Annotated in this window: 9 protein-coding genes and 1 tRNA gene; 9 read left to right on the forward strand and 1 reads right to left on the reverse strand. The window is 56.4% G+C overall.

Annotated elements, in window-relative coordinates:
• Positions 1–152 precede the first annotated feature (152 nt).
• From RX972_RS17315 to RX972_RS17340, 6 genes are all read left to right on the forward strand, one after another.
• Positions 153–3,278 carry a dermonecrotic toxin domain-containing protein gene (locus tag RX972_RS17315; RefSeq protein ID WP_316877385.1) on the forward strand — a complete coding sequence of 1,042 codons (3,126 nt, stop codon included), beginning with the start codon at positions 153–155 and terminating at the stop codon, positions 3,276–3,278.
• Positions 3,279–3,410: 132 nt separating this feature from the next.
• A complete protein-coding gene (locus RX972_RS17320) occupies positions 3,411–4,892 on the forward strand; it encodes a sensor domain-containing diguanylate cyclase (protein WP_316877387.1) in 1,482 nt (493 codons plus the stop codon).
• Positions 4,889–5,122, forward strand: a complete 234-nt coding sequence (locus tag RX972_RS17325) for a cysteine-rich CWC family protein (protein ID WP_316877389.1) — start codon at positions 4,889–4,891, stop codon at positions 5,120–5,122. Before RX972_RS17320 ends, RX972_RS17325 begins: the two co-directional genes overlap by 4 nt.
• A gap of 341 nt (positions 5,123–5,463) precedes the next feature.
• Positions 5,464–6,156: a pseudouridine synthase gene (locus tag RX972_RS17330; RefSeq protein ID WP_316877391.1), complete on the forward strand. Its 693-nt coding sequence runs from the start codon at positions 5,464–5,466 to the stop codon at positions 6,154–6,156.
• Between the two features lie 301 nt (positions 6,157–6,457).
• Positions 6,458–7,351 carry an alpha/beta fold hydrolase gene (locus tag RX972_RS17335; protein ID WP_027899747.1) on the forward strand — a complete coding sequence of 298 codons (894 nt, stop codon included), beginning with the start codon at positions 6,458–6,460 and terminating at the stop codon, positions 7,349–7,351.
• 166 nt (positions 7,352–7,517) lie between these two features.
• Positions 7,518–7,591: transfer RNA gene (locus RX972_RS17340), tRNA-Gly, on the forward strand.
• A 134-nt stretch (positions 7,592–7,725) separates the two neighbouring features.
• Here the strand turns inward: RX972_RS17340 and RX972_RS17345 are convergent.
• Complete coding sequence (locus tag RX972_RS17345; RefSeq protein ID WP_316877393.1) at positions 7,726–8,364, reverse strand: hypothetical protein; 639 nt, start codon at positions 8,362–8,364, stop codon at positions 7,726–7,728.
• Between the two features lie 291 nt (positions 8,365–8,655).
• On the opposite strand from RX972_RS17345, the gene RX972_RS17350 reads away from it, so the two are divergent.
• The 3 genes from RX972_RS17350 (at position 8,656) to RX972_RS17360 (ending at position 11,672) form a co-directional block, all read left to right on the forward strand.
• The gene (locus RX972_RS17350) at positions 8,656–10,023 is read left to right on the forward strand and encodes a DUF1963 domain-containing protein (protein WP_316877395.1); all 1,368 of its coding nucleotides are present in this window, start codon (positions 8,656–8,658) and stop codon (positions 10,021–10,023) included.
• A gap of 119 nt (positions 10,024–10,142) precedes the next feature.
• Positions 10,143–11,084: a hypothetical protein gene (locus RX972_RS17355; protein ID WP_316877398.1), complete on the forward strand. Its 942-nt coding sequence runs from the start codon at positions 10,143–10,145 to the stop codon at positions 11,082–11,084.
• 102 nt (positions 11,085–11,186) lie between these two features.
• Positions 11,187–11,672, forward strand: coding sequence for an OsmC family protein (locus RX972_RS17360; RefSeq protein WP_316877400.1), 486 nt, complete (start codon positions 11,187–11,189; stop codon positions 11,670–11,672).
• The last annotated feature ends 85 nt before the right edge of the window (positions 11,673–11,757 follow it).

Here is an 11,757-nt window from a genome sequence, read left to right on the forward strand (position 1 = left end):
GCGAAGGCAGTGTGTCAGACACAGATATATTTGCAGGAAAAACGCATTCGCGAATGAATTACAAGTCTTGTGATTAGTCCCATACATAATTAGCCCAATCACAAAAAACCAGCCGACATAGTGACGCTTCAACTCACTAAGTCGGCTTTTTTATGAACCATCAAACATCCCACACAGACCCTCATCGCCAGCGTCTGGAAAACCTGAGGCAAAGTCCCGGCTTCAAACTCATCGCCCATTCGACGCTGCTGCTCAAAGCCACCCAGCTGGACATGGATTACCCTCCTACCCTCCGCGCTTACATACGCGAGCAGTTGCGGCACCTGCTGCAACAGACCACCGGCAAAGCCCTGTCCCCCGACAAGCTCAGCATCAACTTTCGCACTGAAACCAATCCCGAGGTCAACAATCAGGGCCGCGCGCGATATTCGCGGCGCATGACGCTCACCGACATCGGCGTGCTGTCCTTTAATGGCGAGATGATGCGCGTACTTCTGCAGCACACCTTCACAGACAAGCCGCTGGATGAATCAACCCCTGCCCTTACCGCACAGGCTGCGCTCAACCTGATCATCAATAGCCGCTGGTTCTTCGACTACTCCGCACTGATGGAAAGTTTCTGGGCCAGGCACCGGGATACTTACCGGGCACTGGCCAAGCTGTCTTTTCTGGACAAACTGGCTCGGCAATACGCTCGTAAGCAGATTACTCGCGAAGGCTATGAGCTCGCCCTGGAGGCCTTGGGTCTGGAGGCGTTTCCGGACTCGGCAGCTTGCCTGGAAATCCCCGCCCGAGGGTCGCGCGCTACTGCGCACCTGCTGTCGATCAACGAACAGGATCTACCCGACGCTTTTCAGATACGGTCCAACAACACATCGCATTGCTTTATCCACATGCCGGGAGGTCGAAATGCGCCAGTGGAGTACATCAGCAATGAGCCAACGCACATGGGTAGAAAGTTCGTTGAAGCCCTGAAGACCCTCCCCGGCTTGCATGACTACTCCGGGCCAGCCAGCCTTTCGGAAATCGACGGAGATATTTTTTCAGCCATTACCGCGGCTCAGGAAACACGCTCTCTGGAGTATATCGAGACGCAGGTCGGCATCAGCGCTCAACCTCATCCCTTCAAAAGCATAGAGCGTAGCCTGAGCCTGCTCGGCGCAGTGGATATATGGCAATCGCACCCCGATGTTCTGCAGCAGATTCCGGTTCCCTTGGCCACTGCCGCCAGAATCATGGCCAAGGCGCTAAGAGAAAAACATCAGTGGGTAGTGAACCCCGATCAGGTGTTCATTCGTTACCTGCGGGGCCACTCCACCACCCCGCTTGGCGACGCCCGGCATCCTGCTATCGACATTCAGGTCCCGGATGAAAAGCCCATCAGCCTGAGCGAAGCACTGGTGGGCAATTACCGCGTCGCATCCCCAGCCGGTTATATAGATAACGGAGGCCGTAACGCGGTCTATCTCGACGTGACCGGAACAGGCAAATGGGACGCTCGCCAGGAGCTGCCCATGGACGTTCAGGCCATTGAAAATGTCATTCGTGAGATCAACTTTCTGAACGTGATGCATCAGGAAATCGATGAGTTCTGGGCGCAGCACAAGGCCGCCATCGAGGCGACCTTGCAAAGTCAGTTCGTGAACCAAGCATTGCGATGCTTCAAGCATGGCACCTTGCAGCGTGAGGGGTTCGATCTGATCGTCAAAGCGCTTGAGCAACTGAACATCAGAACCCGGGGCGCGCGGGTTGAATGGACCATACCCGGTGTCTATCTACAGCACTCCCTGTTTGACGGGCCGACCGAACAATACTGCCCGAGCCTTCTGGTGCTAAGCCTTCCCGGCAGAACGCAACGGGTGCTTTATCAGGCGGGCATGCTTAAAGCCTTCATCGAGTTCAACAACGAGGAGCAGCTAAACCGGTACCTGCGCCACGCCGCACACAGCCAGACGTGGCGAGATAGCGTTCGTCATTACGTCCCCGTGCGCCACCATGAGCGGCTCACGTACATCCTGAAAGTCTGGGCAGGAGAGCAGGCACCCAGTGAACCGGTGTCCTTGTTGCGTCCCTGGACTGATGTATTGCTCAATCACGACACACGCAAAGCTCTGGCGCAGGAACTGAAGGAGCAGCGCATCACAGGGTCACCGTTTGCCCACATCGCGGATATGCTCAGGCAGAACGTCCTCTGGAACGCGGATGACACTGTTGTCAGCTCCCGGGAAGTATCACTTCGCTACTGGACACGCCAGCTTCAACAGTTGCAGTTTCTGATAGCGCCTATGTCGGTACTGCTGACGCCCGCGTTGATTGCTTCTCTGGCAACCGAACTCGGTATCGCAGCTTTGAATATCGGCTCGGCGAACTTGCCCGGTGCACGTTATGCCGAGAAACAACAGGCGTTGCTCAGTGCTCTGTCGCTGGGACTACTACAACTGCCGCCCTCCATGCCTCGACTGACCCATGCTCTGCGCAAGCTGGCGACGCCGGTCAAGCCCGTTTTACGTCCTGCGCTTGCATCAGCATCCAGTACTAAAAGCTTCGGTATCTGGCTCAACCGTTCGATGCCTGACCGGAAAACCCGCTTTGAGCAGTTCTTCCATACGGATGCCGTACTGAAAGTCTGGAATATTCCTGGTCACCCTGCGTTTTCCACGCTGGCGGTCAAAGCCTGGAAGCTGAAACGCCAGTTTCTGTTGTGGACTGCCGAAACCCGACAAGCGCGAACTCTGGTGGTCAGCAGCCACGGTTATTACCTGCCCTGGAGCAAAAATGCAGCCATCCCCAACGGCACGGAACTGCAAGTCTACGCGCCGCATGGATACGAGCTGGTCGACCCCAGACTCCATCGGGTAGTCAGCAAGCAAGCGAGCCCTTTCGCTCTCCTCGATACGCAGCAAACAGCTCCCGCAAGTTCGCTGAGTCAGGCCTATGAGCTGACCGACAAACTGCTGGCAGGCACTGCCCGGCCGGGAATGATAAAGAACTACACCCTTTCAAAATTCCAGAGCCCTTATGGCGAAAGTTATCAGGACATTAGCCATGTCGTGCGCAACTCCAATCAGTCGCCGTTCAGAAATACGCTGTCAGCCCCCACTCCCATGGACGTACTGACGGTCAGAAACCGCTTCGGCATGGCACCCCCGGCTCTGGAACAATTGTTCAACGCACTGTCTGAAGCCGGTATTCATTACGACAGGATTCTGCTGCTGCATTGTCGCTGCTCAGCGTTCAAGTCGTTGCTTGGCATCGCCCCTGTGTACCGAGTCCCCTGAGTAGGGAATGACAGATGTTCGGTAAGCATGAGTTCAAAATCGCCGAAAAACATTTAACTTCGCCATGGCGTAAAGAATATCGAAGGGCTAGCATGCCTGCGTCAACGGACAGGCAAAACAATCGGACACGTTATGGCTTTTCGCACTGCTCGCCCTTCACAACGCTCACTTCTGTTTACGCTGGTGATCGTGCTGGGCTGTGGTTTCCTGGCAACCTCGCTGCTCAGCTATTACTCGTCGCGCGAGTCCATTCGCGACAACATCATCAATACCGAGCTGCCGCTGACATCCGATACCGTGTATTCGGAAATCCAGAAAGATCTGGTTCGCCCCGTATTGATCTCTTCGATGATGGCCCGCGACACGTTCATGCGTGACTGGGTTGTGGAAGGCGAGCGCAATACTCAGCAGATCACCCGTTATCTCAAAGAAGTGATGGACCACTACGGGGCGTTCACCACGTTTTTCGTGTCCGACAGCAGCCTGACGTATTACCAGGCCAAAGGCATCCTGAAGAAGATCGACGCCCGGGAGCCGCGCGATGTCTGGTATTACCGCGTCCGGGACATGGAAGCGCCATACGAGATCAACGTCGATCCGGACATGGCCAACAAGGACAACCTGACGTTTTTCATCAACTACAAAGTCTTCGACTACAACAACAAATTCATTGGTGCCACCGGGGTCGGGCTGACCGTGGATGCCGTCATCAAACTGATCGACCGCTACCAACAGCGCTATGAGCGCAGCGTTTATTTTGTCGATGCCTTCGGCCGCATCGTATTGACCGGCGAAAGCGGAGGTCCACAGGGCGCTGCAATTGGCGAGTCACTCAGTCAGTTGCCGAGCATGGCCGACCTGTTGAGCAAAATGCCCAAACCGCTCAGCGGCACTTACGAGCACAGGGTCAACGGCAAGGAACACTTCCTTAACGTACGTTACATACCGGAACTGAACTGGTACCTGTTCGTCGACAAGGAAGAAGAATCTGCACTGAGTGACATACGCCACTCGCTGTACCTGAACCTGCTTATCTGCCTGGTGATCACGCTCATTGTGGTTTACCTGCTGAATCTGGTGGTCAACCGCTTCCAGTACCGAATTGAAGCCCAGGCGACCCTCGATAGCCTGACCGGCCTGCCGAACCGTCGCGGTTTCAATCTGTGGGCGGTCAAGACCCTCAAGGATGCTCAGCGCGATGCTCGCCCACTCACAGCCATGCTGCTGGACCTGGACCACTTCAAGCGACTTAACGACACCCACGGGCATCTGGCCGGGGATGAAGTGCTGGCCGGTTTTGCTGAAGACCTGAAAAGCTGCTTGCGTCAGTCAGACATCATTTGTCGTTGGGGCGGCGAAGAGTTCATCATCCTGCTCAAGGGCACCGATACCGTTGATGCCCATGATGTCGCGGAAAAAATTCGGCTGCTGGCCGAACAGCACCTTTACACGTTCTCCGGCGAACCGCTGTATGTGACGGTCAGCATCGGCTTGAGCCGGTTGCAGCCCGACGATACGCTGCAAAGCCTGATCGCCCGCGCAGACAGCGCGCTGTATCGCGCCAAGCAAAACGGTCGCAGCCAGATTTGCACGGAGACGCCAAGGGCACCATGAACACCTCAGCCAGTACTCCACAAACCTGCCCGGCCTGCGGCGCAAGCAACGCTTGCACCCTGGCCGACCCGCGCACGGCGGATCAGGCGTGCTGGTGTTTTTCAGTGAGCATTGACCCTGCGGTGATCCAGGCCCTGCCGGAAGAACTGCGTAACAAAGCCTGCCTGTGCCCACGCTGTGCGGGGATCAGTGATACGCTTTCGGACAAGACTGATCCGTGCCCCGTTTGAACCCTGTGGAAGATGCTTTTGACGTTGTAGGACTGGCTTTAGCCGGGAGGACGGCATTTCTTACGAAGAAAATTTGGCGACTGTCCTGCCCTCCTCCCGGCTAAATCCGGTCCTACGAATCTCGCAGAACCGTGGGAGATTTCATTCGCGATGGCTGGTGCTAAATCTGTAGGAGCTGCCGAAGGCTGCGAATTGCGGAGTGTCAGAAAAAACACCGTCGCAGCCTTCGGCAGCGCCTACAAGAATTGTCCCGAATCAGCGCCAGCACTCGCTCGACCTAATGGATCTTGCGCGGGAACAGGTAACATACCTGTCCTCCTCACCATCACACCAAAATCGCCATGCGCCTCGACCGTTTCCTCAGCAACCTGCCACGCTTCAACCGCAAGGACGTCCGTCTGGCGTTGATCGGCGGACGGGTCAAAGTGGACGGGCAACGGGTCAGCGATCCACATCACGCGGTGCGCGAGTTCAGCCGGGTGGAGTTCGACGATGAAGTCCTGCAAGTCGGCAAGCCTGCGCGCTACTTCATGTTGCACAAACCTCAGGGCTGCGTCAGCGCCACGACCGACCCGCAACACCCCACCGTGCTGGACTTGCTGCACGAGCCCGACAAGCACGAACTGCACATCGCCGGACGGCTGGATTTCAATACCACCGGGCTGATGCTGCTCACCAACGACGGCCAGTGGTCACGACGTCTGACCCAACCCCAAACCAAGCTGCCAAAGGTTTACTACGTCGAAACCGAACAAGTGATCGACGAGCACTATGTACAGACTTTTGCCCAAGGCCTGTACTTCGCCTTCGAAGACCTCACCACCCAACCCGCACAGCTGACGGTACTCGGCCCGCGTTGCGCAAGATTGAGCATCGTTGAGGGCCGCTATCATCAGATCAAACGCATGTTCGGCCATTTCGACAACAAAGTCCTGCGCCTGCATCGCGAAAGCATGGCCCACCTGAGCCTCGACCCGGAACTGAAGCCAGGCCAATACCGTGTGCTAGAGCCTTCGGAAATTCAGGGCGTATAAGTCTTTCCCTACCGCTGGGCAGTCCGGCGAATCAAACTACGAACGGCACTTGCGGGTTAGCGGATCCACTGCTTGAATCCAATCGTCAGTCCACATGTGACTGGCAAGTCATCTACGTATTCCAAGAAACCTTTTGCCGCCCCGAGCCAACGCTCACGGCAAATCGCCCGCCAATAATAAAACCTGTCGGCAAGATCGTTTCGGATCGACAAGGGCCCCTTTGCAAGGCAATGCCTACCTGTCACGAAATTCGTGCAACGTTGTTTGCGCGCACATCTTGTTTACGTCAGGAGACACACCTATGAGGCCAGAAATCGCTGTGCTTGATATACAGGGACAGTTTCGGGTTTACACGGAGTTCTATCGGGCAGAAGCTGCCGAAAAGACCATCATCATGGTCAACGGCTCACTGGCCACAACGGCATCGTTCGCCCAGACCGTGCGCAACCTGCACCCACAATTCAACGTGGTGCTCTACGATCAGCCTTACGCGGGCAAATCCAAACCGCACAACCTGAATGAAAGGCCATTGAGCAAAGAGCTGGAAGGTCAAATCCTGCTGGAGCTGATTGACCATTTCAACGCTGAACACGTCATGTCGTTCTCGTGGGGTGGCGCGGCCACGCTGGTTGCTCTGTCCCACCGCCCCAAGCGCATCGAAAAGGCCGTCATCAGCTCATTCTCCCCCGTGATCAACGTACACATGCGTGATTACCTGGAGCGCGGCATCACGCACCTCAGCGTCCATGACCGCTACGAAGTCGGCAACCTGGTCAACAGCACCATCGGCAAACACCTGCCGCCGCTGTTCAAGCGCTTTAATCATCGGCACGTGAGTAACCTGGACACCCACGAATACGACCAGATGCACTTTCACATCAACGACGTATTGACCCTGGATACCGCGAACTACCTGACAGTCGCGCAGAACATCAACGTGCCCGTGTTGTTTCTTAACGGCGAGTGGGACGAGTACACCGCCGCCACCGACGCCCGCTTGTTCGCCCAGGCAGTCCAGCACAGCACCTTCAGCACCATTCAGAGCACCGGGCACTTTCTGGACATGGAACACAAATCCGCGTGCCGCGATTCGCGTGACGCCCTGATGGACTTCCTTACACCAAAACCCGAGTCCAGCAGCCGATCAACCTACCACTACCGACAGGCCCAAACCGTACATGCCTTCGCCCTCTGAACCCGACGCACGACCGAGCAAGGGAACCCATCCGCCCGTGCAGCACGCACAGACAAACGCGGATGGGCTCCGTTCGGGACTGGTTTTCAAGGGATTAAAACAGGGGGGAGAGAAATTAGCGCTTCAATTCAGCGTGCCGTTCTGGTACAAAGTCAGCCGCTTCAGAGCGGGTGTAGTTTAGTGGTAAAACGAAAGCTTCCCAAGCTTTAGTTGAGGGTTCGATTCCCTCCACCCGCTCCATATCTTTCAAGGCTTCTGGGCCTTTCTTGCGCCGTCTCGTTACCTCCCTGTCTGCGAACAAACATCGCATCCGACTCGCGCCTGGCGTTTGCCGCTCCGAAGCACGCCTTTTTCGTCAGTAATACTTGCCCCGCCTACGATAAAGCCAAAACCATAAAGTGCGACACACAGGCCTGCGCATCTTCCTTGCGTGCGTCAGCACCGACCAAAACCGTCACCACCACATTTCCACGTTCGAAGTGCCATCTGGCAGGAGTCCCGCGACGCGGCGAGGCGACCCACTCTGCCGTGAAACCTCCATCAACCAGCGACTGGCGATATAGCCCGATGGTTTGTGTGCAGGCAGCCTGATCAGGCGCAACAGCACCCAGTGGAAAGTTGAAGTCCAGCCGACTGACAGGTTGGCCTTTTGCGTCCGATATTGATTCCAGTGAGTAGCGCATACCGCCGACCAGTTCGCCTGAAATCCAGAACTCCTGCGGATCGGTGGCGTTGTGTTTCAACGTCACGCCAAACTTTTTCTCAACCTGTAAACGCGCCATGTCCTGTTTGCCATGTATCGAAAGCGTCAACCGCACGATGCGATGCGCCAGTTCCTCAGAGGTCATCTCCGGCATGGGCTGCGCAGTGGCATCAGGAGATGCGTGAGTGGCCTGGGGCTGTGCAGTCGCGATAAAGGCCAGCAACACACCGGCCCACAACACGTCAGCGCAGCGATTGATGAAGCTTCTGCGCGCTTGGCGATACGGAGCTACCTGCTTTGTTAAGTTCATGGGCCAACCTTGACGATTCAAATGCCCTACGGTCCCTCAAATCAAACCCAGCGCCGAGTTTTACAATAATAATCAGCAGAAGATCGCCCAAGACCTCCAGCATTTCAATAGCACACCTGTGCTATCGAAACTCATCAACCTTTCAATTATGTTTTAACTTCCAGGACAAGGGCTGAGTTCGCTAAACACGATGATAAAAAAGGTCCCGCGCCATTTTTTCTTGTCGTTGTTAATGCTCACGGCATCGCACCCGGTACTGCCCAAGTGGCGTGCAACGTAGAGGTTCAGGAAATGGAAGCGCAAACAACACAGTCCCCTTATGACGCGAGCCTGCGCGACCACCGGGCGGAAGCCGAGCTTGAGGCTTATTTCCAGAAGCACCGCAAAACCGGCATCGTGCTGCAACGGGTCTATCCACCCACCGCATTTCCCAAAGTGCGCAGTCGGTTGGGCGGTTTGCCGCAATTGCCGCAGACTTTTGAATGGCCCATAGGGGTAAGTTACGGTGAGTCGACGCCCATGCATTTTCTTGCTCAGATCGACTGCGCGGAGTTGCCACGCGTCGAGTCGCTGATGCCAACGCAGGGCATGTTGTTTTTCTTCGCTGTAAACGACGAAGAACAGATCTGGGACACAGATCCTCCGCAGGAACGTGTGCGGGTGCTGTACGCGCCGAATGTGCCAGCGGAACAGCCTGAGCGCCAGGCGCCGGAACATCTGCGTCCGATTCAGGACGTGAATAAAGCGGACAGCCCACACACGGAACCGGGGTGGCTGCTACCTGGTGAGAGTGGGCCGCGCCTCCATGCGCAATGGCCATTGGTAGGACGGCGGATGGACACTTGGCCATACGACATGCCAACGCCGGAAGGCAGTTCGAGGCCTGCAATGGCGGCCTACCACCAGCGATGGTCAGAACTGAGCCTGGGAGCAGCCGTGGCGGCGACCGGGCTAATGCCCAACGCCAACGCTATTTTCCGTTGGGAGCGGCCGCTGTCCCAATCCTGGAAGTTCCCTGCCCAGTGGCTGCGCTATCAGCTTGATTTCCCCCAGGTGGGTATCATGATAGATCGACTGGCGCGGATCGCAGGGAATTCCCGAATCAAGGAAACACGCAGTTTTGTGGCTGATCAGGATGTGCTGGACTGGGTGGAGCACGCCAGTCGAATTGGCTGGGATAACGTCCCTGATGAGGCCACGAGGGAGGCCTTCCGAAACTGGATCATTGGACAGATCGGCGACGAGAATGAAGGCACCACGATCACCGATGCAAGAATGGGGGAAGTCTTCACGAAAGGTCTGCTGGCCTCTATTGCGTACGTCGCTGGCTCACCTGACACCGCCCGGTTGATTCCATTACCGCTCTATCGTGACCTTGAAGGCGAGCACTTGCCGTATGAGGAAAGTTATCGCAAGCATGCCGATGGACGAAGGTACTGTGCCAGGGCCAGAGTCCATCAGATGTTGGGGCATGTTCCGCTTTTGCAGGGCGCCATGCCTGATATCGAGGGCGAGCCGGTATGCCTGCTGCAGCTCGCCTGGGATCCTGCCATCGACCTCAGGTTTGGCGATTGCGGCCAAGCGACTTTCTGGATCGCCAGGGAGGATCTGGCGGTTCAGAACTTTGATCGTGTGGCAGCGGTGGTAGAGTCACATTGAGTCGATTATCAGACGTTCTCTTGGTGCTCGCGCAGCAACCGCATCTTTCGGCATGAATCCATCGTGATCACTTTCATCGATTTCCCAAGCGCCATGGGTGACAACACCGGAGGCCACAGATGCAAACTGTCTCTCGCGCCATAATCTGCCTGGCCTTGCTGATGTCCGCACTCAGTGCTTGTGCTCAACAAGCACCTGCGACTCCGTCAGAAGCACTTACACCACATAAGAGCACAGATACCGAATCCAGCCCGGCAGACAAGCTCAATCGCGATCCCGCCCCATCGCTGCCGGGCACCGCAAGTCTCAATAACCACACATCAGCGACTGGCAGTTACCGGCCGATTCCACAGCAACTAATCGACGCTTTGCTATCGCTCCCCGGAGCAGGACTGCAAGTACCCCAATCGACGCTTAAGCAATTACTGGGGAAAAAGACCAGCTACGTTGTCGAGATCCCCCGCCTGCCTTCCCGCCCGGACATCAGAATCACTAGCACCCGTCAGCCAGGCGCCTCCTATTACGTATGGGCACGCAGCTTTCAGGGCGAGTCTGCTGGCGTGACGGGCTATCTGGTCAACGTAAGCGTCAGCTGTAAGCCGCCAATCGACGATCTGACAGAAGAAGCCGCCAACGCGTTGCGTCATCGCTGTGCTCAAGCGGGCACTCAACGCCTGAGCAGCGGCTTGCGGGCCTATCTCATCACCAATGGACAGGCCAAAGACGTCACCGCTGCGATCCAGCGCCCTGAAGATGCCTTGGGAGTCGACCTCTATAACCGCTATCAAACCCAGGGAGGAAGTCAGTTGTTCCTGGACGATTCCCGCCTTGATCAGGTTCCGGCGGCCCGCTGGGTGATGGAGTTCGACCCTGAACAGCCACTTCAGCCTGACGCAGACCGTGCGTTCGACAGCGGAAGAATGGTCCATGCCGGCTTTCTGGAGTGGGAAGGTAATAACTTCAAAAGCGTCGATACCGTCCCGGCGCGCCTGTGGCCCTGCCCGGAAAAGCGGCCCGCTGAATGCACGGCCGACGACCGCTTCGTGACCCAGGACAAGTAAATCCGCTCCCGCGAGGAATGCATTTCAACTTCAAAAGCCTGATGCAAAGATGAGCCTGCGGGTTAACATCTCTCCCGCACGCCTCATCCCAGGGAGTATTCAATGGCAGACAAGACACACCGCTACGAAGTCCAGATAACCTGGACTGGCAACGAAGGCACAGGAACATCGTCCTATCGCGGTTACAGCCGGTCACATGTCATTCAGGCTGAAGGTAAGCCATCCATTGAAGGCTCTTCCGACCCAAGTTTCCGGGGCGACCCAAAACGCTGGAATCCGGAGGAATTGCTTCTCGCCTCTTTATCGGCATGCCACAAACTCTGGTACCTCGGGCTTTGTGCCGGGGCCGGGATTGTGGTGCTTGAGTATGAGGACAAAGCAGAAGGCACAATGGTCGAGGAAAGTGATGGCGCGGGGCAGTTCACCTCGGTTGTATTGAAGCCGAAGGTCACTCTGGCTCCGGGCTCAGATATCGAAGGCGCTCACGCCCTGCACAAGACAGCTCATGAGAAATGCTTCATCGCGCGCTCGGTGAATTTCCCGGTCAGTCATGCGCCAGTCATATCGACCACTGCAGAGAATGCCTGAACACACCGTTTTCCGTGGGAGCGAATTTATTCGCGAAGGCGTCCGGTCTGCAAAATATTTGCGTCTGACACACCGCTTTCGCGAA

The sequence above is a fragment of the Pseudomonas syringae group sp. J309-1 genome (assembly GCF_032582135.1).
Lineage (GTDB): Bacteria > Pseudomonadota > Gammaproteobacteria > Pseudomonadales > Pseudomonadaceae > Aquipseudomonas > Aquipseudomonas quasicaspiana.

Bases quoted from the DNA above. Each gene is read 5' to 3' on its own strand.
- RX972_RS17315 (WP_316877385.1), top strand. From the start codon at position 153: ATGAACCATCAAACATCCCACACAGACCCTCATCGCCAGCGTCTGGAA.
- RX972_RS17320 (WP_316877387.1), top strand. From the start codon at position 3,411: ATGGCTTTTCGCACTGCTCGCCCTTCACAACGCTCACTTCTGTTTACG.
- RX972_RS17325 (WP_316877389.1), top strand. From the start codon at position 4,889: ATGAACACCTCAGCCAGTACTCCACAAACCTGCCCGGCCTGCGGCGCA.
- RX972_RS17330 (WP_316877391.1), top strand. From the start codon at position 5,464: ATGCGCCTCGACCGTTTCCTCAGCAACCTGCCACGCTTCAACCGCAAG.
- RX972_RS17335 (WP_027899747.1), top strand. From the start codon at position 6,458: ATGAGGCCAGAAATCGCTGTGCTTGATATACAGGGACAGTTTCGGGTT.
- RX972_RS17345 (WP_316877393.1), bottom strand. From the start codon at position 8,364: ATGAACTTAACAAAGCAGGTAGCTCCGTATCGCCAAGCGCGCAGAAGC.
- RX972_RS17350 (WP_316877395.1), top strand. From the start codon at position 8,656: ATGGAAGCGCAAACAACACAGTCCCCTTATGACGCGAGCCTGCGCGAC.
- RX972_RS17355 (WP_316877398.1), top strand. From the start codon at position 10,143: ATGCAAACTGTCTCTCGCGCCATAATCTGCCTGGCCTTGCTGATGTCC.
- RX972_RS17360 (WP_316877400.1), top strand. From the start codon at position 11,187: ATGGCAGACAAGACACACCGCTACGAAGTCCAGATAACCTGGACTGGC.